Genomic DNA, 25,025 nt, shown 5'->3' with positions numbered 1-25,025 from the left:
CCGCACCACCCGTGCGTTCAATTACGCAGCGTCACTTTCATATTGGCTGTCATTATCATCGTCATAATAGCCCTCACAATCAGCATAATATTCATGACGATAATAATCATCTTCGCTACCAAACTCAGGATATGCATCATCACAGATATCTTCATTAGCGGTTAGAGAGACATTGCTGTGAATATAAGAATTGCCAGAGATAAGAGCATCACAAATAACGGCATCATCAAAAACACGCGATTCATCACAAATATAAGCAGAGCCACTTATTTTTGCATTGCCTCCGACATGGGCATCATCACAAATGACAGCATTATCAGAAATATGAGCATGATCAGTTACCCGGGCGTTATCATAAATTTGTGCATTTCCTTCAATTACAACGGCGTTGCTAGCATGTGCATTGCCCGACAGCTTCGCATTGTCTTTTAATGTCATGCCTTCAAAAATAGCATTTCCATAAATTTGAGCATTGCCATAGACGTCGACAAAAAAGCTTTTTACTTTAGCATTTCCAAAGACGCGTGCATTTTCAAAGACCCGCGCTTTATTATAAACCCAGCAATTACCCTCATGAGAGAGGTTGTTTTCATTTTCAATATACCCCCCTAAATCGCCTTTTTTGACATCATCAAAATCTCTTAAAGCACGAATGCGAGTTAAGAAATGACCATCTATATATTCACAGTCATCAATAAATTCGTATTTTTTAAATACGTTGTGTATTGATATTGTCGTATGATTATCAATTGCTTCTTTTATATTTATGTGCTTTTAAAGCTATATTATGGGCTTTATAAAATGATTGCGTTATTTTTTGAATCTATACATTTATAATATTTAAAAACGCTCTTATTATGCGTATTTTTATATTTATAACCTATCAGTTTTTTTTACTAAATGAATTTTAAGATTTCTGTTAATTTCTTTTATAACGCATTTGCAACTTAACAGCCTTTTATAGCTATTGTCTTTATAACCAAAGCTTTCATTTTCATAAGAGAAATGATAAAGATGATAATGTGATTTATTTGTTATAAAACATCTAAAGAGAGATTGATAATTATAGAGATTATTGAACTCTCTTTAAACAGAGCTTTCGAAAAGTATACATCTATCATTTTAGATTACGATATAGTCTTTTAAAAGCAATCCAAAGTAGAGTGTTTAAAAGTGCAAGTTTCTTCTTTTTAGAATAACGCATATAAACACTCCTTTTAAGATTGTATGTAAGTAATTTAACAAGAGAGGTATAGATTATGGTTATAAGACTCTATACCCCTTGTGAGTTTAGCAAGCCTATAATGTGAGCATGCTTTATAAGTTTATTCAGTTTCTCTAATTTCTAATTTTGGTAAATTCTTAACAATCTTCATTGTTTCTAAACTTATGGTAATAACTCTTTGAAATAACTCTAATGGATAAGCAGGGTTGCCAATGGTTTCAACAGCATAGTGATTGGCATCATTCACAATGCCGCTCTTTTTATCTGTCTTTACACATTGACGTTCCATAACCCATTCAAGAGCAGGCTTGCCATTAATGATATACTCATAAGCTTCAAGAGGAATGTTTGTTATTGTGATATTGCTATTATAAAAAACAATAGATTTATCTTTTATCTTATTTTTGCTAAAGAATTGCATTTCAGTCACGTAATAAAATTCCTCAGGATTAGAAATATCAGTCTGTTTTGGATTGCCTTTTTTAAAAGTGACTGGATAAGGCTCTACATCTTCATAGTTTACATGCAAATGACCCAATTTACGCCCTGCTGTAACAAATATCCAAAAATCTTCAGCGCTTTTTACACAAGGGATATGAGGCAATTCTTTAGAGAGGTTATCAGCATAACGAGCGCGATAATCTTCTGAATGTAAAAGACCATAAACGTAATAGAATAAATCATCTTTAGTGATAATCTCATTAGGATAAGCCGTTTTAAAATGTGCTAGCCCTTCATTCGTAATGGCATCACGCCTCTGTAAACCAGATGTTGTGTTTTCTTCTGTAGAAATTAAAAATAAATGAGATTGTTTCTCACTTTTATTTTTTGAAACCGGAGTGTCTTCATAAATATACCTTGGAAAACATTGACTAGTATCCATTGCATGAAAATCAGGTACTGTCTTAATCATGATGACAGAAAAATCTTTCGTTGCTCCTATGCCGGTAACTTGTATCACTCTATTTTCAACCGCTTCTCCTATCGGAAATATGCGCGGCATTTGATAAACTCTCTCATTGAAAGTACGATTATAATAAAGCCATTGTTGTGTAAAAGGACGATACAGACTTTGTGTAAGGCATGTATCTTCAAGTTCAAAAACTTTTCCTTTTACTAGTTCTTGCTTAACATTATGACTCCAACTGATTTTACTTCCATCAGAATTTACAAAATTGTTTATAGCATTTTTACGTATCCTGCGATCAACATGTCCATAAGCATCATTAAAACGTTCTACTTCACTATTATAGAAAGTAATCATATTGTGCATGTTTTTTGTGAGAGATACGCGGCTTGAATTATAGGTCCAAGCATCACGACTTGTTACTATACCACAAGAAAACGTTTCAAAGAGCTTTTTATTATGCCCCTTTTTATCACCTAAGGTTAGGAATGTTTCAAAATTGTTAGCACGTTGACCAAGCCAATCACCATGTCTGTCTGGTGTAATTATTTGCCAACTGTTTTCACGTGTAATACCGTTAATACTACCAAAATCCTTAATTGTCTTAAGCTTTTTTTCTCTTGTGCAGTAATCTTCCACAGCATGGAAATATATTTTCCCACGCTGTTGAGATTCTGGATTTTTTACAAGAATAGAGATAGCTATAGGCGCTCGAGATCCCTCACCAAAAATTCCACCACTTTCTTTCTTACGTTGTTCTCCAGAAGTCCGAGCATCCCCCCGCAAATGGAAAATATAAAGGCTATTAAATTCTTCAACGAGGCATTTTCGTAAGCCAGCCATAGCATTTGCATCTACAAAGCTTGCATTTGTGACAAAACCAATAACACCACAATCTTTTATACGGTCGCTTGCCCAACGAATAGCACGAATATAACTATCATACAGATTTCGTAGAAGACTTGCATTTGACCGAGCAGCATAAGTTTCACGAATACGGTCATTCAATATGGGATAGGGAGTGTTCTTTGCATTATCATTTTCACTTTTTTGCCCAGTTGAATAAGGAGGATTGCCAAAGATAATTTTGATATTTAGATTTTTCTGATGTTCTAAATATTCACTGTTTTCTTTAAATAACTCTTGCAACAAATCTTTCCTTTCAAGCATTTGGAATGTATCGGTTAAACCAATATGCTTGAAAGGAATATACTTTCCTTTCACCAAACTATGATAAGTCGATTCAATGTTGATCGCTGCTATGTAATAGGCAAGTAAGACAATCTCATTGGCATGGATATCATGACGGAACTTATATTCCATATCCTCTGGTTTTATGAGCTTTGATTGTAAAAGCCTTGTGATAAAGGTACCCGTTCCAGTAAAAGGATCAAGAATAGAGACACCACGTGACCCCAAGCTTTTTCCAAATTCATTGCGCAACACATCATCAACAGAATGAATGATAAAATCGACAACCTCTATGGGCGTATAAACAATCCCAAGCCTATCCGTTGTTTTCTTAAATGCCTTGGCAAAAAAATCTTCGTAAAGCTTGATAATAAGATTCTGTCTTGCCTGCGGTTCGGTAATGCCAGAGGCACGGAACTTTACGCTGTCATAAAACTCTTGTAATTCTTTGGATTCTTCCTCAATATTTGTTTTATCTAGTTCTCTTAAGATCTTTTCCATCGCTTGAGAGATAGCATTGTTTTGTACAAATTCATTGCCTTCAAACAAAGCTTCAAACACAGGACGCGTCACAAGATGTTGCGCTAACATCTCAATCGCTTCTTCTTGCTTTATCTCACTGTTTAAGTTGTTTTTTAATTCCTTATAAAACGCATCAAAGGCATGATAAGCTTCGCTTGTCTGATCAGAAAGCATAGTTTGAAGGCGTGTGATATGGTTTTGTGCAATCTCAGCAACATTGTTCGCCCAAATGCCCCAATAATCACTCATGGTAGATTTTTTAACAATCAGTGTTTTGAGAGCATTGGGAAACTCAACAAAAAAGGGTAATCTTCCTGTTACGCTATGACTATGTTGCGGTTCATGAGCTTGTGTCCCAATTTGAAGTCCGGATTGTTCCGATTTTTCGTGTAGCGGGATTTCGTCAATAACCGTGGTGACATTTTCTAATTCGGTCTTTTTAGAAACTGTAACAATGTCGATGATAGAGCTCACGTCTTGTCCTAAGACCATCTGGTTAAGGGTTTTGCTAAAATTCTCATCATGAGAATGTAAAGCATGCAAAACTTGCCAAACAACACGGTATCTCTTATTGTTTCGTAAAGCTTTTTTGGCTTCTAAGTGTGAAGGAATGATAATGGGTAAAATAATATAGCCCGTTTTCTTATTTGGAGCACGACGCATCACACGCCCCACCGCCTGGATTACATCCACTTGGCTATTGCGCGGGTGTAAAAACATGATTGCATCAAGAGCAGGAACATCAATCCCTTCTGAAAGACATCGAACATTGCTTAAGATCCGACAAACATTGTTCCCAGCATCTTGTTTCAACCAATCCAGTTCTTCATTGCGTTTTTTGACACTTTGTGTTCCGTCAATATGTCTTACTTCACAGTTCAGAAAGGGAACTGTTTGAAGAAAATCATTGATATGAGATTTGATAATTCTATTGAAGAGCTTTGTGATATATTGAGAGGTGTTGATGTCTTTGCAAAAAGCTAAAGCACTACGCATAGGCTCTGTATCATCATCGACAGCAGCTTCTTTATCTATTTTGGTCAGGGCTCTATAACAGCCAATAATTTTTGCCGCATCATCTAAATCAATTTCACGGTTTTCATTGGCAATAATCTCCTGTATGGCTGGTGTGATATAGGTTTCATCAATCCCCAAAACCACAATCTTGTAAGGGGTTAAAAGTTCATTATCGACAGCTTCTGCGAAGGTATAATGATGGAGTTGTTTGCCATAAAGCGTTTCATCATCCATAGAAGCTAGAACGGCATTGATCTCATCCGCACGCCTTTTAGCAGTGTCACTAAAAATCTTTGGCGTTGCTGTCATATACAGACGTTTTTTGCCTCGAATAATGCTGTTATCGTGAACCTTGATAAATTCAGATTCATTGTCGTCAGTTCCCAATGAAGCACCAGTGGTTCTATGCGCTTCATCACAGATGATCAGATCAAATTCAGGTAAACCATGGTCTTTTTGTGCATCCGAAATCACTTGAATGGAATGATAGGTTGAAAAGACCACCGTCATTGCCTCTGCGAGGTTTTCACAAGCTTCTTTGGCAAGTGCTTTCGCATCTGTTGTAGCAGGGAGCACAAGATCTGATGTTTCCATACCAACAATATCATCTTGGTTTTTACGACGCTTGCCTACTTTTGTATCCGAACACACAGCAAAAGAACGCAAGGGGACTTGTGCATCTGCTGTCCATTCTCGTATCGTTTGCGAGACTAAAGCAAGAGAAGGCACCAGAAACAAAACACGCTTGCCTTTTCCAGCTATGGTTTCTGCTATCTTAAGACTGGTGAAAGTCTTGCCCGTACCACATGCCATAATAAGCTTGCCACGGTCTGCTTCTTTTAAACCTTCACAGACTTTTCTCAAGAGCTTCTTTCTGATGAGGACGAGGCTCTTTTGTCGATTTCAGAACAACTTCTTTTTTCGTTGCAAATATTTGCCAATCTATACGACTGTTTTCCATATGACGAAGGTCAATGCGATAAACGGGTATCGCTTGTCCTTTGATCATAGCATTCACATTGTCACTTAATTCCACTTCCGTGGTATCGACAAGAAGGCGATATTTAAAGATGTCTTTTCCAGAGGCAGCGATAAAGCTATCAATATCTTTTTTACTGATCTGATGGTCTGCTTTATAAAACTTACATTGAATAGCCACATACCCCTCTTGATGACGAAGCTTTGCCACCAGATCAATGCCGATATCATTTTTATTCCAACCTTCACGCTCTTTAGCCCATTCAAAATAGCTTTCAACTTTTTCATATCGTCCATAATGGAGAGGGTCATGCATAAGATAAGCCTTCACAAGGTTTTCAAACAATGTTCCCAATTCACGGGGTGATGTTGCTCGTTGACGATAATATTCTAAGAGAGAGCGTAAAGTGACATGTTTATTATCAGAATGATGAGGGTGAAGTATATTATAACAGGGCTCCGTTTTCGTATGAGAGGGTTAATTCTTATCAAAAGAATCAAAACGAAGCTTATTAAATCCATTTTGAACGAATTGAGAAAAAATGCAGAAAAATGCTAAAAAAGCGGATAATTTTTTTCAAAAGAGTTTTTAAAGGCTGTTTATCCACAGCCCATGAGAGAGATCAGATCAGCAAAATAGTGGAATTTGCTGTTTATTTTATGGAAAAAAGACAAATGTAGCATGTGCTTTAAAATATCAGAATGAGTATTTTGAAGCATTTTGTTACTTTCTAAAATATAATTTTGTTTGTTAAAAGAACTGACAAAAGTGACAAAACTCTTTTTCTGAAGCAATTCAGATCATTTTCTTTGGAGAAAAGTTCCCTAATGCTCTGTAAAAGAGTTTTTTGTGGTTGTTTTGAAAGGTTCTCAAAAGAGATTTCTTTATTGTTTGCTAGCATGATTTTTTACCAAAGGATGAGATTGGTAGGACGATGTATCGTTTATTTAGCATGTCATGTTGAGTAGCTTAGAGAGGTTGAAGAGCGAGTTTATGGTCTTTTATTGATAAGGATATTGAGGCGTTAGGCATTGACTTTCCAAACAATTTTGGTTACAACTTTAATGGTGTAAATATGGGGGGAGAGATCTTCACACAATTACAATCAAGTTATTTTTGGGTGCCATTTGTCTTTGGTTACAGGGGTATGCGCTTTTGCTAAAAGCGTCATAGGGCCGTGGGTTTTGAGTGGTATTGTTAGAGATTTATGAAGCATTTTTAAATAATGCTTTTTGAATGATGCAAAGTGGGGGGCAATCTGTATTGTTTTCTGTATTTTTACGCCGAAGTTCTCTTTTAAGAATTTTTCTAGCCATTTTAGTGTTGTTTGGCATGTTTTCTGGCGTCACTGTTTATGCGCGTTCTTCGGCATTTTTATATCCACAAATACCAACAGATAATTTTGCCCGTGAGCACACTGAGCAGCAAAGATTAAAAAGGATTGAGCATTTACGCGCTTTAACGCCCAAAGGAATGGACACTTCTCCTGAAAGGGATCAAGGGGCGCATCTTGGTGGTGGATATTGCTTCAACATTGACCATATTACTGTTGATGGGGTTTATCATATCAACAAGCGGACTATAGCAAAAGTTACGGATGCTTATGTTGGGAGATGTATAGGTCTTTCTGAGATACAGATATTAATAAAACAATTAACCAAAGTTTATTTGGATCAAGGTTATGTGACGGCGCGTTTTTATATTCCAGACCAAGATATCAAAAGCAATAAAGAACTGAAGTTAGTTGTTGTTGAGGGGAAGCTTTCAGATATTTACTATAATGGTTCTCCAGCATCTCGTTATAATCAGATTGTGTGGAGTGCTTTTCCAGGGCTTAAAGGTCATGTTCTTAACATGCGCGATATTGAACAGGGGCTTGATCAGATCAACCGTTTGAGTTCAGCGCATGCAAAAAGCGAACTACTCCCAGGCGGTGAAGATGGAAGTACCATTGTTAATATTAGCAATCATCCTGATAAGGCATTTAGTGTTACGCTTACGCATGACAATATGGGGCAAGCCTCCACGGGTTATGCGCGTTATAGTACGGGTTTAAAGGTAGAAAATATTTTAGGGCTCAATGATTTATGGGACTTTGGCTATCAACGCAGTGGACGAGATTATTGGGGTGGGAGTAAGCAAGAAGGGCATAGCAATAATATTTCAGCGAGTGTGAGTATTCCTTACGGTTATTGGACATTTTCGTTAAATGGCTATCTTTATGATTATCAGAGCATTATTAAGGGCAACTTTACAGATATAGAAACGACAGGCAATTCCAGTGAATTGCATGCCAGCACCAGCCGGGTTCTCCATCGCGATAGTGTTTCACTTACCACGCTGAATTTGGGTCTTTCCTATAAAAAGACCAACAATTATCTTCTAGGCAATAAGATTGAGGTTGGCAGTCGTCAATATAGCGTTGCCAATTTTGGGATTTCGCATTCCCGTCAGATGCTGGGTGGAACATGGACCTTTGATGTCAGTTATTTGCAAGGTCTTCCCTTGTTTCATTCTGTCAAGAAGCACGATCCAGGAGCAGGGGATGCGGAGCCGCAATTTGCTAAATTTACCGGTACGATTAGTGCCATGACGCCTTTTAAGGTAGGGCGCTTGGACTTTATACTGAGCAATCTTTTGAGTGGGCAATATTCTCCGCATAATTTATTGGGTGCTGAGCAGATTTCGTTGGGGGGCGCTTCTAATGTGCGTGGAACGCGCGAGAGTTTGCTTTTTGGCAATAACGGTTTTTTTATTCGTAATGATTTGTCTTTGCGCACACTACCGTGGAGCAACAACGCTTCTCTGAAAAAAGTTTTGGGTGAATTGCGTCCCTTTATTGGTTTGGACTATGGGCGTGTTTTTTCGCAGCCCCTGTATGGATTTACGCATGAACAGCTTGCCGGTTGGACAGCAGGGTTCAAGCTTGCGGGGGGGATGGTTTCCCTTGATGCAAGCTATTCCAGTGTTTTGTGGAGCACAGTTAAGCACAAGAACCCTGGAACATTTTTAATGACATTAACAATGAATCTTTAAGCATATTATTGGGGAATACAAGCATGAGATATGAGCAGAGAGCAAAAAGAGCAACATGGTTTGAAGTTTTAGTCTCCAGTACGATGCTCAAAAAGGTTTTGCTAGGTGGGATTGGTTTACCTTTTCTTTTACAACCAGCAACACTACAGGCACAAATTGCTGTTGACCCTAACGCAAGTGTCGCTCATCGCCCAGATATTGTGGCAGCACCCAATGGGGTTCCCTCGATTGATATTGTTACACCCAATGGCAAGGGCTTATCACATAATAAATATTACGATTTCAATATTGGCAATCCAGGTGTCATTTTAAACAATCACGCGCAAGAAGTAGGACAATCGCAGTTGGGTGGCATTATGCCGGGCAATCCGCATTTGCGCTACTCTGGTTCGGCGAAAGTAATTTTAAATGAAGTCACCAGCAGCAAGCGCAGTGCGCTTCATGGTCCAGCGGAGGTTTTTGGGCATCAAGCCGATGTGATTATAGCCAATCCCAATGGGATAAGTTGTGATGGTTGTGGCTTTATCAATACGCCCCATGCGACCTTAACCACGGGTGTACCAGAAATTGATGGGAGTGGTTTTCTGAAAGGGTTTGAGGTTCAAGGTGGGGATATCACCTTTGGACCCCAGGGTGCGAATTTTTTCTCAAGCCAAGGGGCTGTTGATATTGTCGATATTGTCTCACGCACAGTGCATTTTGAAGGAGCTGTTGCGGGGAGGACAATTGGAGTGACAGCAGGGACCGGTCACTTTGATTATGCTTCTGGGCAGATGAAGGAGTTGACCGATATTACCGGCAAGCCGGAATATGCGATAGACGGTTCTGCGTTAGGGGCTCTACAAGCGGACAGAATAAAACTTGTGGCAACGGAAAAAGGTGTTGGGGTTCGCATGCGCCATGATATGGCAGCCAATGCGGGGCAGTTGCATCTTTCTGCTGATGGAAAAATCTCGTTGAAGGATGTTTTTGGTCATGATGGTGTTGTTCTTCAATCAAAAAGCGATACCCTTCATGCAAAGCACATTACGTCGAAAAAGCATGTTGAGATTGCAGCAAAAAAAGGTGTCACGTTAGAGACAGTTGGCGCGGATGGTCATTTGAGCGTAGATGCGCAGGATGGGCTTTTAACGATTAGCGGAAAAGCCACCTCTGGGAGCAATCTGGAGCTTTCTTCGCGCCATGCTCTGCAAGTTTCAGGGCTTGGCGCTGGCGCTGATGTGACCCTTGAATCTGGTGGCGCACTGAATATTGGTGGTACGGTTTTAGCGGGGGGCAATTTAAGGGCGCATGCCGGTGGTGATATACAAGCCTATTTTTTAGCTGGTGGGGTTGATATGGCAGCAACACAAGCTGCTGGTAGCCTTGTTTTGGGCAGCCATGGGGATGTTGATCTCCAAAGTGGAGGCGGGATCATTAATGCCGCAAATATTTATGGAGCAGGGAATGTCACACTTGTTGCATATCATGGGCTTTCTGTTTCTCAAACGATCCTATCGCATCACAATGTTGCCATTCATGTTGAACCTCATGCCGGCATTCATTTTGGGCAAGTTTTAGCCCATGGCAGAGCAGATATTCATGGTGGGGCGGTTGATTTTTCTACCATGATGACAGGTGATGATGCGGTTTTAAAGGTGGGAAGCCTTGATGCAGGCACATTGATGACAGGTTTAGATTTTGTTCACTCTCAGGTGAGCCCTTCGAACCCTACAGGTGATCTTGTTTTTCATGATAAAGGTTCTCTTTCTATTACAGCACAAAGGGGCGTAAAGGTTGGACATATTATCAGTGGTGGCAATATTGACCTTTTTGCTGGCAACGACATTTATTATGATCAGATCATAGGCTATGGCACAGCCACATTGACATCGGTATCAGGAGGGATCAGTGTTGAGAATGTGCTGTCTGCTAAGGGGGATGTGAGATTGACAGCCAACACTCTCGATTTGAGCAATAATCGTTCTCATATTTATACGCCGCAAACGCTATATTTAACTGCGGATCATATTTATGTTTCGGGCAGTACGCTGATTTATGGCGGTTTAGATTTTCAAAGCACCAATGTTCTTGATATTCACCATGCACGGCTACAAGCCGTTACCGATGAAGGCGGGACAGGAGATATTCTCTTTGTTGCTCCAGGCGTTATGGTGGATGAGGCCACATCGGTTTTAGCGGCACGAGATTTTGTCATCAAAACAGGGGAGCTTAAAAATAGCGGTCAATTGGCAGCAGGGCATAATTTAGCCTTTAGCGTGAGGGGTGATGCGAGGAACAGCAAAACGGGTTTAATTTATGTGAAGGGCAATGGTGCTTTACAAGTTGATGGGGCTTTGCGCAATGATTTTGGCGCCATTGTTGCAGAGGGTGATTTATCTTTCACCAATGCAGAAGGTACTGGAAAAAGCCTTTCCCTTGTCAATAAAGCGGGCTTTATTCAAGTTGGTGGAAACTTAAATATCCAAACCAACAGTCTGAAAAACGAAGCCGATAGCACACCCGTTATCACGGAAAAAACGGAAGAAGTCGCCATCGCATTCGAAAAACCAGAGGGTTTTGATTCAATTAAAAATGCGATTTTGTATCATACAACAAGTATAGCAAATGAGTTGGGGATGGAACTATGGGGCGTTTCCTATAAGGAAGCTGAATGTTCAGGAAACACATGTAATCTTCACATTAAAAATTCTTTGGCCAACAAAGAGGCAACTTATGGTAAGATAACTTTAGAAGATGGGATAGTATACAAGGCGTTTACTTGGAAGGAAGAGAATAAAAGTTGGCTTTTTTTTCAAGGGTACCGATGGAATAATTTATCTCACATGATACAGAAAACTGTCACGCAAGAATTTTCGCCTACTCGTCAAGGAATGATACAGTCTCACGGCAATCTCATCATTAACGCTGATACCATTGACAACCATTATAGCTCTATAGAAGCAGGGGGAAATGCCGATATCCACGCCAATGTGCTGACCAATTTGGGGGCAACAGCTTATAAAAATACCTATATGGGTTGTCAGGCTAATACGGATGCTTATTGTTATGCTTATAACGCTGATGGAAGCCGAAATGTTGCTTTAGATATAATAAATAATGATGGTTTTCGCCAAACTGGTTCAAAAGTTCTTGATAGCGTTTCTGGTCTTGTCCAAGCGGGTGGCACGTTGAATTTGGTGGTCGATCAACTCAATAACACGGCAGCGAAAGGTTCCATTACAGGAGATGCGCATTTTGAAGCAAAAACCGTTGAAGGTAATCCACTGGAGGACTTAAGTGGTTTAACTGGGGCTGGTGCTCTCTTTACACCAAAAGTAGATCTCAATAATGCAGGAGAACTTTCTGATGGGCTTCCTTTACCAAAGCCCCAATCGGGTGGGGTTGGGGGCACGCTGCCCAAGCAGAATTTTATTTATGAAACGCGGGCAGAATTCCTTGATGTTGGCAAGTTTTATGGTTCAGCCTATTTTTTGAATAGAATTGGTTACAATCCTGACAGAGAGATTTTTTTCTTAGGGGATGCTTATTTTGAAAAGCAACTGATTGAAAAACAAATGCGTGATCTTGTGGGGCAAGGTTTGGGCAAGGGCTCTTTCATTCCTGGAAGTGATGCCATTGAACAAGTCAAAAACTTGCTGGATGTGGGGGCAGATTATGCAAAAACACACAATTTGACTTTTGGTGAGCCTTTAAGTGAAGAACAACTTGCTTCTCTAGAAGCTCCGATGGTGATTTATGTACGCCAACAGGTCAAGGGCATGGATGTTTATGCGCCGGTGCTTTACATCCCCGAAAAGGAGAGAGCCTCCTTTGTTTCTGCTGGTGCCTTGATCATGGGGGATGATGTCAATATCACCAGCCAAAATACCAGCAATTCCACAATAACCAATTCAGGGCGGATTGCGGCAAACCACCAATTGCATGTGCATGGTGGGGATATCCTCAGTCAAGGAGGGCATTTTGCGGCGGGTGGTGATGCTTTTTTAGTTGCACAGAAGAATATTCGTTTAGATGCAGGGCGCACAACGGTTGACGGCGTGGAGACCGTATTAAACACCGATGCGCTTTCTGCTGGTGGCAATGCGAGCGTGATTGCCAAACAAGATCTCACAGCTTCAGGGGTGAGGATCACCACGAAGGGTGATCTTGCCATGGCCACAGAGCAGGGCAATTTAACAATAGGTTCAGCGCAAACACATTACCACAGCGAACAGGGTGATGCCACCATGCATCATAAATCGGAAGTCAATTCTGGGGGCTCAACGACACTTGCTTCTGGAAAGGATCTCAATGTTCTAGGCTCTGATGTTCAAACAAAGGATAAACTTCTCTTACAAGCTGAGGGCAATGTTTCGATTGATGCCACGCGCAACAGCATGGACAATCATACGCAGGATGGGCAAACCTCCCATGTCACCTTACACAATGGCTCTCATTTAAGTTCTGGAAAAGATACCACGGTCCTATCCGGTCAAGATATCCATATTGCTGCTTCTGATATAGATGCGAAGGGCAATGTTGCTCTTGGCGCACAAAGGGAGATAACAATAGGGGTGAGAAACGATGAAAGAGATTATCATTTTCAGGGCAGCGACTTTAGTATTGACAGGCAAGAGTCTATTTCTCTGGGCTCTTCGATAAAATCAGGGGGTGATACCACGGTTGTTGCGGGGCAGGATGGAAAGGCGCATGACCTTAGCATCACGGGCAGTTCTATTGCTGCTGAGGGCAAGGTGGGGTTGAAAGCCAGCAACGATATTCTCATCAACAATGCAGAGGATAGCTCACACCGTGAGATATCTAGCTACACAGATGGCGGTTTTTTTGGGGGAAGCTCATCCTATCATGAAACTTTTGGAGCTACCCAAGTGGTAGGTTCAAGTATAGCAGGAGAAAAAGGTGTTGCTCTTGAATCTGGAAACAATACGCAGATTGTAGCGTCGATGCTCACAGCAGGCAAGCCAGGGGAAATAACCGATCAGGCAAAAGCGGATATTACCATTCACTCTGGGGGAAAGATTACTATCAAAGGTATTCAAGAACACTACGACCAGCAAGAACAATCCTCAGAAAGTAGTTTTTTGCATGAGGAATCCTCCAATAGCTCTCAATCGCATAGCACAACGGTCTCCTCTATCCTTGGGGCAACGGGCAACATTATCACGCAATCAGACAAAGAGACTACAATCACAGCTTCTCATATGTTTGCAAATGAAGGTATTCATGTGACGGGAGAAAATGTGACGATTGATGGCATGACAGATCATCATAAGAGCCATTCAGAAACCCATGAAACAGGTTTTGGTGTGGGTTCAGGCAAGGGCTTTGTATCGGTATACGGAAGTGAGTCAAAGACAGAAAATGAAGAAAGTTTTGAACATCAAGGCTCTTCTCTCAATGGGAAAAATATCACCATCACCGCCACCAAAAAAGATGTGAACGTGGTGGGCTCTGATTTTACTGCGCAAGAAAATATTCATGTTTCGGCAGTCCATGATATCAATGTTTCACCTGGTCACAATCGTCATAGCGCAAGCTCAAAGGAAGAACGCACAGGTTTTGGGTTTCAGTTTGAAAAGAACCCTAGCGGTGCTTCCGTGGGTGTTGGAATTGCAAGCGCTAAAGATACGGGCGATCAATGGGAAAATACCAATACGCCATCTCATTTCAAGGCGGGCAAAGATGTGCAGATCAATGGTGGCAATGATGTGAATTTACAAGAAACCATTGTTTCGGCGGATCGTGATGTCAACATTGATGCTGGCAATAATATCACCCTATCAGAAAGCTATGATACCTCTAACGCAAAAGAAAAGCATGAAAAGTCCTTTGCTGGTGTGACAGGATCTGTCAATGTGGGCATTCTTGGTGCCGTACAAGATGTAAGGGATGCAGCCAAACGTTTTGGTCATGGGGATACAAAACACAAAATCGGCAATGGTCTTATTGCTGGTCTAAAAGGCTATGATCTCTATAGCAAAGGCAAAGGTCTTTACAATGGGATGAAGGATGGAAAACTTAAACAATCGGTTCGTGATATTGCTGATGTTTCTGCTAGCGTAACCGTGGGCTTTAAGACAGAGAAGGAGGAGGCATCTGTTCAGACATCTACTGCGGTAACAGATAGCATAGAAGGAGGGCGTTCTATTAATATCCATGCCCATGAAGGCAGCATCCATAGTATTGGCGCTGATATTATCGCTGGTACCAATCCAGTCTATGCAAATGATGAGCAGAGCGGGAATATCACCTTGGATGCAAGACAACATATCCTCTTTGAAAGTGCGCAAAACACGCAAAGCACACAAAACAGAAGTGAAAGCGCTTCAATGAATATTGGGTATAGTTATGGTACTGGTGGTACAGGGTGGATGGGTAACGCCTCTTTTGGTAAAGGCAAGGGCTCCAGTGAGGAGGTTCAGCAAAAGAACAGCCATATTATAGGCACCGGCACTGTTCATAGCACAAGTGGAGGCAACACCACACTGGAAGGTGCAGTGCTTTCTGGAAACCGTGTAGAGATGGATGTTGGTGGTGATTTTACTGTTATAAGCCGCAGTGATACGGGACACAGTTCCAGCAAGCAAAACTCTCTTTCTATTGGGTTTAATGGTGGAAAAAAGAATGATGCAGCTACAACCAATATATCCTTGAACAAGGATAAATCCTCTAGTGATTATCATAGTGTTGTGGAACAATCAGGCATCAAAGCGGGTGATGGCGGTTTTAAAATCAACGTTAAAGATAAAACGACCCTAACTGGAGGTATTATTGAAAGCACCGCGCCGGCAGATAAAAACAGCCTGACCACAGGAAGCATTAGCACCAGTGATATAAGCAACAGTGCGCATGCGCAAGCCAGCAGCGATGGGATCAGCATTTCTGCGGGTGGTCCGATGTATCAGGGCAAATATGGTGTTGGGAAAAACATTGCTAAAAATGTCTTAGATCATTCAAAAGCTAAAGATTCAGAGGAAGGATACACCAAATCTGCTATTAGCGATGGCACCATCGTCATTACTGATGAAGCAGGGCAGAAGGCATTGACAGGGCAAGATGTTGAGCAAGCCATAGCCTCCCTTAATCGTGATACTGCCACCGCCCATAAGGGTGTACAACAACTCGATGTAGGCAAGCTGGAACAAATCGTCCATGAAAACCGTGAAATGGTAACGCAACTCTTAGAAGAAGGGTTTAAATACAGCGATGATTCCTATAAAACCATGTTTATCAAAGAGCACCCCATCGCCGTTGTCGACCGTGATGAAAAGGGTAATATAATCTATGAAATAGATGCAAATGGAGAGCCTATAGAAGACGCTCGTGGACAACCTATCCCTAAGTTTCATTATTTAACGGATGAAGAAAAGCAGCATTTGCAAGCCGGCTCTGATGGCAAGGTGCATGTGTCCCTCAATGGCATTTTTACCCCACCCTATGAGGCTGCTGTTTATGCAGAGCAACATGCGAAGGATAAAAATGTACCGCTTTATTTTGTTGTGTTCCCAGAAGCGGATTCTGCTATTTCAGAACTTTTGGTCGCGGGCTATCAGAAGTTTATGGAAAATAACTTTTGGGGTTTGACCAATTCCACACAAGAAGCAAAAGATCTAACGTCTCGCTATGGTAACACAGGATTGCATTTTGATGCCCATAGTCGAGGCAGTTTGACAGGCTTTAATATGATGAATTCTTTCAAACAAGAAGGTGTAAATGATGTAGCAGGCAATACAACGATCAGTTTCTTTGGACCAGCGGCTAATGTTTTGGCTGCATCCGGTCTGTTAGGTTATGTGAGTGGTGGCAAACAAACCACTATTGGCTTTGATGGGAATAGATATGACTTTGTGAGCCGATGGATTGGCGGTAATGGCTATACCTACGAGACAATACCTGCTGGTAGTAACTGGTGGACAGAATGGTGGAGAGTGATCATGAATCCCGTAAGCTCCCATACCTGTCTTGGAGATGCGAGTTATAAATGTAGATATAATTATGGCACATCTCATCTAGAACAAAAACCTTGAATTAGATTATGGAGTAAAAAATGAAACAAACCTTAAAATTATTAAGTGCGATAACTTTATTGAGTATAGCTGGGTGCCAGTTTAATAAAACTCCCACATCTTCTATAGGGGCATGGGAAAAGCCAGGAGCAGATTTTACGGAGATAGGAAAAGCATTGTTAGAATGTGGAATGCCAGCTCCTTATGATGTATTTCCAGAAAGTAGAAAGCTCAGTAATAATGCAATAGCAACAATTCATGCTTGCATGGTTCAATCAGGATTCCGCTATGAAGAAAGGGGGGGGGGATGGTGTGTAAATCATAAAGCCGAAAACTTGCCCATTTGTCGTCCAGGCGCTGTCATTCCGCAACGAAGTGTCAAGAAGCGCTTAAACAGCCCGTTTTGTAAAAAATATAAAAATAGTCGCAAATGCCAGCCTTAAGTCTTGCTGTTTGTGATGATCAACAATCCGCCATCCTTGCCTTCGCTTGGAATGGCGGGATTGTTTCCTCAATCCACCATCTCAATTTAGTTCTAACCTGTCTTGAACACAGTATGAACAGAAAATATCAACAAGCTTCCGAGCTTTTTTATTGTAAATAAATCCATTGAAAGAGGGAAAAATGAAGAAAATCTTAAAACTATTGAGTTGCATGACTCTGTTAAGTATCACTGGATGTGTTAACCAACCTCCTCCATCAACTTTAGCATTATGGGAAAAACCAGGTGTCGATAAAGCGATGATCCAACAATCCTTATCAAAATGTGGTTGGAAACCAGTCTATGCTTCTTCTAGTGATATGAATTCGTATGCAAATGAATTTGCCTCAGTTTATGAGTGCATGAAAAAAGCAGGTTTCCGGTATAAATTGCAAGATTCAAAAGGGCTCTATTTTGTACAACCTCTGAAAAGTGACTCGTTTTTAGCTAATTTGATGCTAGCTGGATATCAGCAATTTATGGACAATGACACCTTTGGTGTGACCAACAAAACGAAACAGGAACGCGCTTTACTAACGCATTTTGAGGATGAAAGAAAACGTCAGCAAAAGCAAAAAGCTTTACAAAAGCGATCACCAAAGCGTCCTCCCCATCGTTAAAAAGGTTGTTGGATAAAATCACGAATGAAGTAGAGGATCAAAGCCATCTCCTTCTTTATCCACGCGGGTGGCAGTTTAAATCTGTTGGTCGATCAACTCCACAACACGGCAGGTGAAGGTTCAATACATTAGGAGGGTTGGGGGGCTCTACCAAGGATGCTCTTGCCAATATGGCTGGTGCTTCTGGCAGTGTAACCGTGGGCTTTAAGACTGAGAAAGCGGAGGCATCTGCTCAGACATCTACTGCTGTAACCAATAGCATAGAAGCAGGGCGCGCTGTCAACATGCAAGCCCACAAAGGCAGCATCCATGGTGTTGGAGCCGATATTATCGCTGGTAGCAATCCTGTCTATGCACTGGGCAATGATGCGCAGAGCGGGAATATCACCTTGGAAGCGGGTAAAGATATCACCTTTGAAAGTGCGCAAAATGTGCAAAGCACACAAAACAGTAGTGAAAGTACTTCAATGAGTGTTGGCACCGGTTATGGCACGGGTAGCGCAGGGGCAACGGGCAATGCCGCTTTTAGTCAAGGAGAAGGCTCGAGCGAGGCGGTTCAACAAAAGAACGCCCATATTATTGGTACCAATACGGTTCATACCACAAGTGGAGGCAATACCGCACTGGAAGGTGCCGTGGTTTCTGGAGAGCGTGTAGAAATGGAAGTAGGGGGTGCTCTCACCATTACCAGCCGCAGTGATACGGGACAAACTTCCAGCAAGCAGAAATCGGTTTCTGTTGGCTTTGGTGCTGGACAAACGGGTGGTGGAGGCTCTATGAGCGCCTCTTTCCAAAAGGATCAATCCTCTAGCGATTATCACAGTGTTGTGGAACAATCAGGCATCAAAGCGGGTGATGGTGGTTTTAAGATCAACGTTAAAGACAAAACAACGTTAACCGGAGGCATCATTGCCAGCACCGCGCCGGCAGAAAAAAACAGCCTGACCACAGGAAGGATTGCCACCAGTGACATCACCAACAGTGCCCATGCGCAAGCCAGCAGCCATGGGTTTAGCCTTTCTGGAAATGACACGATAAAAAACATTGCCAAAAATGCTTTAAATCACGGAAAGGCACATGATGGAGCGGAAGGGGAAACCAAATCCGCCATCAGTGATGGCAGCATTATTTTGACAGGTGGATCTAACCAGAGGGCAATGGTCCAAGATGCTGGACAAATCATTGATGCACTCAACCGCAACACCGCAGCAGCCCACCAAGCCGTTGCACCGGTGGATGCCACATCGCTTGAGGGAGCAGTGCATAATCGCTTAGATATGATCAATGATTTATCGGATGAAGGATTTGATTATCGGGATAAAGTGAACGAAATCACATATCTCAAAGAGCATCCTGAGGGTGAGGTTGTGCATGATGAAAATGGCAATGTGGTCTATGCAACAAATGAAAATGGACAATATATCAAAGACAGCTATGATAGAAAAATCCCTCTGTATCGTTATTTAACACCTGAGGAAGAAAAGCATTTACAAGTTGGTTCTGATGGCAACAGGCGTATGTTCTACAATGGTATTTTTACTTCACCAGATGAGGCAGCCCGTTATGCGGTCCAGTTGGCGGATAATGAGCATGAACCCCTTTATTTTACAGCTTTTCCAAAAGCTGATTCATGGGAAGTAGAGCTCGGGGTAGCTTTTTATCAGAAGTTTCTAGAAGGCAACTTTGGGGGGCTGAGTAATTCGACAAAGAAGTTTCAGGATTTTATGTATCTCTATGGCAATACAGGGGCGATTGTTGATGCGCATAGCCGTGGTAGTTTGACAGTGGGCAATGGAATGCGTGACTTTGCAAAGCATGGCATCCACGGTATAGGGTATAAAACAGATATCTATTTTTTTGGACCGGCGGATAACGCTATATCGGTAGCGAATGCGCTATATTATGTGAGTGATGGTAAAAAAAATCATATTTACTTACAAAACCATATATTCGATCCCATTGGTACAGGAATTGGTCACAATCTGCCTACTTTTTATAAGGTACCTTTGAAGTTCCCCTATGTATTATTTCCAGCAGCAATTCCAATGAGAGAGCAAGGGAGAGCACTATTGGGCTCTTACCCTAGTACCCATAATTGTTATGGAAACGCGGAGCCAGCATGTAAATATGCTTATGGAACACCTCATACTGCAACAATTTATTCACCTTATGCAATTTTAGATTATTTAGGTTATTTATGGAGAAAAAAATGAAACAAATATTGAAATTGTTAAGTGGATTAATTCTGTTAAGTGTAGCTGGGTGTGACATTGACAAATTGGGGCCATCATATAGAGCAATGTGGGAGAAGCCAGGAGCAGATTCTACTGAAGTAGGAAAAGCATTGTTAGAATGTGGCATGCCAACCCCTTACAGTGAGGATTCAGAAAATAGAGAGGTAAGCAATAATGGATGGGCAACAATTCATGCTTGTATGATCCAAGCAGGATTTCATTATAAAGATCAAAGAGGAGGGGGGTGGTGTTATACTTATAAAGAAGAAAACCTGCCCATTTGTCGTCCAGGCGCTGTCATTCCACAACGAAGTGTTGAGAAGCGCTTAAATAGCCCGTTTTGTAAACAGCATCCAGAACAATATGAATGCTATCCTTAAGCCTTGTTGTTTGTGATGGTCAACAATCTCCCATCCTTGCTTTCGCTTGGAATGGCGGGATTGTTTCCTCACGCACATTATTTAACGGATGAAGAAAAGCATTTACATGCAGGTTCTGATGGCAACAGGCGTATGTTCTATAATGGTATTTTTACCTCACCAGATGACGCAGCCCGTTATGCGGTTCAGTTGGCGGATAATGAGCATGAGCCATTTTATTTTACAGCTTTTCCAAAAGCTGATTCATGGGAAGTAGAGCTCGGGGTAGCTTTTTATCAGAAGTTTCTAGAAGGCAACTTTGGGGGGCTGAGTAATTCGACAAAGAAGTTTCAGGATTTTATGTATCGTTATGGCAATACAGGAGCGATTGTTGATGCGCATAGCCGTGGTAGTCTGACCGTGGGCAATGGATTGCGTGACTTTGAAAAGCATGGCATCCACGGTATAGGGTATAAAACAGATATCTATTTTTTTGGACCGGCGGATAACGCTGCATCTATGGCAAATACGGTATATTTCGTAAGCGATGGCAAAAAAGATCATATTTATTTACAAAACCATCTACTTGACCCCGTTGGTATAAGCATTGGTCACAATCTGCCTACTTTTTATAAGGTACCCTTGAAGTTCCCCTATGTATTATTTCCACCAGCAATTCCAATAATAGAACAAGGGAGAGCGCTATTGGGCTATGATCCTAGCACCCATAATTGCTATGGAGATGCGAGTGATGCGTGTAAACATGCTTATGGAACACCTCATACTGCAACAATTTATTCATCTGATGCAATTTTAGATTATTTAGGTTTAGGTTATTTAAGGAAGAAAAAATGAATACACTGTTTAAATTATTGAGTGGGATAGTTCTATTAAGTATCACTGGATGTGACATATCAAAAATTGACAGCACTCCTACAGAGTACGTGAATATGTGGGAGAAGGCAGGAGCAGATTCTACTGAGGTAGGAAAAGCCCTATTAGAATGTGGAATGCCGAGTCTTATTGACCTTGAGTCAGAAAATAGAGAGAGAAGCAACAATGCAAGAGCAACAACTTATGCCTGTATGATCCAAGCAGGATTCCACTATAAAGATCAGAGAGGGGGGGGTGGTGTTATACTTATAAAGAGGAAAACCTCCCCATTTGTCAGCCTGGTGCGGTCATTCCTCAACGAAGTGTTGAGAAGCGTTTAAACAGCCCGTTTTGTAAAAGAAGTCCAGTACAACCTGAATGCAAACCTTAATCCTTGCTGCTGGTGATGGAAACAATCCCCTTTTTGCTTTCGCTTGGAATGGCGGAATTGTTTCCTCAATCACATTATTTAACGCCTGAAGAAGAAAAGCATTTACACGCAGGTTCTGATGGCAACAGGCGTATGTTCTATAATGGTATTTTTACCACACCAGATGAGGCAGCCCGTTATGCAGTACAGTTGGCGGATAATGAGCATGAGCCATTTTATTTTACAGCTTTTCCAAAAGCTGATTCATGGGAAGTAGAGCTCGGGGTAGCTTTTTATCAGAAGTTTCTAGAAGGCAACTTTGGGGGGCTGAGTAATTCGACAAAGAAGTTTCAGGATTTTATGTATCGTTATGGCAATACAGGGGCGATTGTTGATGCGCATAGCCGTGGTAGTTTGACATTGGGTAATGGAATGCGTGACTTTGAAAAGCATGGCATCCACGGTATAGGGTACAAAACAAAAATTGATACCTTTGGACCGGCTTTTAATATTCAAATTATGGCAAATACGTTAGATTATGTAAGTGATGGCCACCAAACCCATATTGGCTTGGAAAATCACGCAGATGACTTTGTAGGTACAAAGATTGGCAAAAATCCTTATACTTTTGAACAGATCCCCCCTGGTAGTGGTCCTTGGAAAGAAGCAGGGAAAATAATATGGAGTTATCCTAGCCCTCATGCTTGTTATGGTAATGCGAGTTCAATATGCCAACATGATTATGGTTTACCTCACCGTATACAAATTGATTCAAATAAATCAGGGAGGAAAAAATGAAACAAATCTTGAAATTATTAAGTGGAATAGTTTTGTTCATTATAGCTGGATGTAGTATCGACAAACCTCTTCCAGGGTATATATATATGTGGGAGAAACCAGGAGCAGATTTTACTGAGGTAGGAAAAGCATTGTTAGAATGTGGAATGCCAACGCCTGATGATATTTTTCCAGAAAATAAAAAGCTGAGTATTAATGCACGAGCATCAATTCATGCTTGCATGATTCAATCAGGTTTTCACTATAAAAATGAAGTGAAAGGGGGGGGATGGTGTTACACTTTTAAAGAGGAAAATCTTCCCATTTGTCAGCCTGGTGCTATTATTCCGCAACGAAGTGTCGAAAAGCGCTTAAACAGCCCGTTTTGTAAAAGGTATAAAAACGCGGATGAATGCCAGCCTTAAGTTTTTCTATTGGTGATGATCAACAATCCCCCTCCTTGCCTTCGCTTGGAATGGTGGGATTGTTTCCTCAATTGCATTATTTAACACCTGAAGAAGAAAAGCATTTACAAGCAGGTTCTGATGGCAACAGGCGTATGTTCTATAATGGTATTTTTAACACACCAGATGACGCAGCCCGTTATGCGGTTCAGTTAGTTGATAATGAGCATGAGCCATTTTATTTTACAGCTTTTCCAAAAGCTGATTCATGGGAAGTAGAGCTCGGGGTAGCTTTTTATCAGGATTTTCTGGAAGGTAATTTTGGGGGGTGAGTAATTCGACAAAGAAGTTTCAGGATTTTATGTATCGTTATGGCAATACAGGGGCGATTGTTGATGCGCATAGCCGTGGTAGTTTGACATTGGGTAATGGAATGCGTGACTTTGCAAAGCATGGCATCCACGGTATAGGGTACAAAACAAAAATTGATACCTTTGGACCGGCTTTTAATATTCAAATTATGGCAAATACGTTAGATTATGTAAGTGATGGCAAAAAAGATCATATTTACTTACAAAACCATCTACTTGACCCCGTTGGTATGAGAATTGGTCACAATCTGCCTACTTTTTATAAGGTACCCTTGAAGCTTCCCTATGTATTATTTCCACCAGCAATTCCAATAATAGAACAAGGGAGAGCGCTATTGGGCTATGATCCTAGCACCCATAATTGCTATGGTAATGCAGGTGATGCATGTACAGGACGCTATGGAACACCTCATACTGCAACAATTTATTCATCTGATGCAGTTTCCTTAATGGTATTTTTACGACACCAGATGATGCAGCGAGTTATGCAGTTCAGTTGGCTGATAATAAGAAGGATCCGCACTATCTTTTGGTGTTCCCACATAGCGATTCGATCTTGGTAGAGGGGTTCATTGCAGGGTATCAGTATGTTCTAGAAGGTAAGTTGGGTGTTCTGACCAATTCGACGAAGAAGTACCAGAATCTGTTGTATAGCCTTGGCAATATAGGATTGCATACTGATGCGCATAGCCGCGGCAGTATGACAGCGGGCAATGGATCGTATAATTTAGCTAAGCATGGTGTTCACGGTATAGCAAAGGAAACAACGATTAATTTCTTTGGACCGGCTTTTAACGCTCAAGACATGGCAGATACGTTATATATCTTAAGTGATGGAAAGCAGGATTATGTCAATTTGGAAAATCATAAATATGACTTTGTGGGTACAAAGATTGGCAAAAATCCTTATACTTTTGAACAGATCCCTCTTGGTAGTGGTCCTTGGAAAGAAGCAGGGAAAATAGCATTTAGTTATCCCAGTGTCCATGCTTGTTATGGTACTGCGAGTCCAATATGTCGACAGGCTTATGGATCATCTAATCGTGTACGAATTTATTCAACTTATTTAGGTTTAGATTATTTAGGGAGGAAAAAATGAAACAAATCTTAAAATTATTAAGTGGTCTCATTCTGTTAAATATCGCTGGATGTAACATTGATAAGCCTTCTCCAGGGGCTCTGAGTATGTGGGAGAAACCTGGTGCAGATTTTACTGAGATAGGAAAAGCATTGTTAGAATGTGGCATGCCGACGCCTTACGATGTTTTTCCAGAAAACCAACAGCAGAGCATTAATGCAAAAGCAACAGTTGATGCTTGCATGGTTCAAGCAGGTTTCCACTATAAAGATAATGGAAAAGGGGGAGGATGGTGTTATACTTTTAAAGAGAAAAATCTCCCCATTTGTCGTCCTGGCGCTGTGATCCCACAGCGAAGTGTCAAGAAGCGCTTGAACAGCCCTTTTTGTAAAAAATATAAAAATAGTCGCAAATGCCAGCCTTAAGTTTTGCTGTTTGTGATGATCAACAATCCGCCCTCCTTGCCTTCGCTTGGAATGGCGGGATTGTTTCCTCAATCCACTATCTCAATATTGTTCACCACTGTTTTAAACAGCGGTGACAGAAAATATCACCAGGCTTACGAGCCTTCT

The 25,025-nt window shown here is 41.2% G+C and carries 18 protein-coding genes and 1 pseudogene; 16 read left to right on the top strand and 3 right to left on the bottom strand.

Going from position 1 to position 25,025, the window contains the following annotated elements; translation table 11 throughout:
* Positions 1–21: 21 nt before the first annotated feature.
* The 3 genes from LBE40_RS05145 to LBE40_RS08475 form a co-directional block, all read right to left on the bottom strand.
* Entirely contained in the window at positions 22–768 is a 747-nt protein-coding gene (locus LBE40_RS05145) for an LbetaH domain-containing protein (RefSeq protein WP_040297161.1), read from the bottom strand.
* 557 nt (positions 769–1,325) lie between these two features.
* Positions 1,326–5,726, bottom strand: coding sequence for a type ISP restriction/modification enzyme (locus LBE40_RS05140; protein ID WP_420868167.1), 4,401 nt, complete (start codon positions 5,724–5,726; stop codon positions 1,326–1,328).
* Complete coding sequence (locus tag LBE40_RS08475; RefSeq protein ID WP_420868166.1) at positions 5,710–6,186, bottom strand: restriction endonuclease; 477 nt, start codon at positions 6,184–6,186, stop codon at positions 5,710–5,712. The genes LBE40_RS05140 and LBE40_RS08475 overlap by 17 nt, the downstream gene beginning before the upstream one ends.
* A gap of 894 nt (positions 6,187–7,080) precedes the next feature.
* On the opposite strand from LBE40_RS08475, the gene LBE40_RS05135 reads away from it, so the two are divergent.
* The 16 genes and pseudogenes from LBE40_RS05135 (at position 7,081) to LBE40_RS08385 (ending at position 24,994) form a co-directional block, all read left to right on the top strand.
* Complete coding sequence (locus LBE40_RS05135; protein ID WP_004860408.1) at positions 7,081–8,877, top strand: ShlB/FhaC/HecB family hemolysin secretion/activation protein; 1,797 nt, start codon at positions 7,081–7,083, stop codon at positions 8,875–8,877.
* Between the two features lie 23 nt (positions 8,878–8,900).
* The gene (locus tag LBE40_RS05130) at positions 8,901–16,907 is read left to right on the top strand and encodes a hemagglutinin repeat-containing protein (protein ID WP_252615167.1); all 8,007 of its coding nucleotides are present in this window, start codon (positions 8,901–8,903) and stop codon (positions 16,905–16,907) included.
* A 20-nt stretch (positions 16,908–16,927) separates the two neighbouring features.
* Positions 16,928–17,329: a hypothetical protein gene (locus LBE40_RS05125; RefSeq protein WP_252615166.1), complete on the top strand. Its 402-nt coding sequence runs from the start codon at positions 16,928–16,930 to the stop codon at positions 17,327–17,329.
* Positions 17,317–17,490, top strand: a complete 174-nt coding sequence (locus tag LBE40_RS05120) for a hypothetical protein (RefSeq protein ID WP_252615144.1) — start codon at positions 17,317–17,319, stop codon at positions 17,488–17,490. Before LBE40_RS05125 ends, LBE40_RS05120 begins: the two co-directional genes overlap by 13 nt.
* A gap of 20 nt (positions 17,491–17,510) precedes the next feature.
* The gene (locus LBE40_RS05115) at positions 17,511–17,987 is read left to right on the top strand and encodes a hypothetical protein (protein ID WP_004860394.1); all 477 of its coding nucleotides are present in this window, start codon (positions 17,511–17,513) and stop codon (positions 17,985–17,987) included.
* A 137-nt stretch (positions 17,988–18,124) separates the two neighbouring features.
* Positions 18,125–20,200, top strand: a complete 2,076-nt coding sequence (locus tag LBE40_RS05110; protein WP_252615165.1) for a hemagglutinin repeat-containing protein — start codon at positions 18,125–18,127, stop codon at positions 20,198–20,200.
* Positions 20,197–20,601, top strand: a complete 405-nt coding sequence (locus LBE40_RS05105; RefSeq protein WP_004860483.1) for a hypothetical protein — start codon at positions 20,197–20,199, stop codon at positions 20,599–20,601. Before LBE40_RS05110 ends, LBE40_RS05105 begins: the two co-directional genes overlap by 4 nt.
* Before the next feature lie 15 nt (positions 20,602–20,616).
* On the top strand, positions 20,617–21,435 hold the full coding sequence (locus LBE40_RS05100; protein ID WP_252615237.1) for a hypothetical protein: 819 nt from the start codon (positions 20,617–20,619) through the stop codon (positions 21,433–21,435).
* A pseudogene (locus LBE40_RS05095) lies at positions 21,432–21,844 on the top strand (hypothetical protein). The gene LBE40_RS05100 and the pseudogene LBE40_RS05095 overlap by 4 nt, the downstream one beginning before the upstream one ends.
* Before the next feature lie 15 nt (positions 21,845–21,859).
* Complete coding sequence (locus tag LBE40_RS05090) at positions 21,860–22,621, top strand: hypothetical protein (protein ID WP_252615164.1); 762 nt, start codon at positions 21,860–21,862, stop codon at positions 22,619–22,621.
* Positions 22,618–23,025 (top strand): hypothetical protein, encoded by a 408-nt coding sequence (locus tag LBE40_RS05085; RefSeq protein WP_252615163.1) that lies wholly within the window; start codon positions 22,618–22,620, stop codon positions 23,023–23,025. The genes LBE40_RS05090 and LBE40_RS05085 overlap by 4 nt, the downstream gene beginning before the upstream one ends.
* The gene (locus LBE40_RS05080; RefSeq protein ID WP_004860478.1) at positions 23,013–23,336 is read left to right on the top strand and encodes a hypothetical protein; all 324 of its coding nucleotides are present in this window, start codon (positions 23,013–23,015) and stop codon (positions 23,334–23,336) included. The genes LBE40_RS05085 and LBE40_RS05080 overlap by 13 nt, the downstream gene beginning before the upstream one ends.
* On the top strand, positions 23,333–23,938 hold the full coding sequence (locus tag LBE40_RS05075; protein ID WP_196792898.1) for a hypothetical protein: 606 nt from the start codon (positions 23,333–23,335) through the stop codon (positions 23,936–23,938). The genes LBE40_RS05080 and LBE40_RS05075 overlap by 4 nt, the downstream gene beginning before the upstream one ends.
* Positions 23,932–24,474: a hypothetical protein gene (locus LBE40_RS05070; RefSeq protein ID WP_245256412.1), complete on the top strand. Its 543-nt coding sequence runs from the start codon at positions 23,932–23,934 to the stop codon at positions 24,472–24,474. The genes LBE40_RS05075 and LBE40_RS05070 overlap by 7 nt, the downstream gene beginning before the upstream one ends.
* A complete protein-coding gene (locus LBE40_RS05065) occupies positions 24,471–24,878 on the top strand; it encodes a hypothetical protein (protein WP_004860473.1) in 408 nt (135 codons plus the stop codon). The genes LBE40_RS05070 and LBE40_RS05065 overlap by 4 nt, the downstream gene beginning before the upstream one ends.
* Positions 24,866–24,994, top strand: coding sequence for a hypothetical protein (locus LBE40_RS08385; protein ID WP_276577403.1), 129 nt, complete (start codon positions 24,866–24,868; stop codon positions 24,992–24,994). Before LBE40_RS05065 ends, LBE40_RS08385 begins: the two co-directional genes overlap by 13 nt.
* The last annotated feature ends 31 nt before the right edge of the window (positions 24,995–25,025 follow it).

The organism is Bartonella taylorii, from assembly GCF_023920105.1.
Taxonomy (GTDB): domain Bacteria; phylum Pseudomonadota; class Alphaproteobacteria; order Rhizobiales; family Rhizobiaceae; genus Bartonella; species Bartonella taylorii.
The sequence above is the reverse complement of the archived record's forward strand: the minus strand, read 5'-3'. Positions and strand labels throughout refer to the sequence as shown.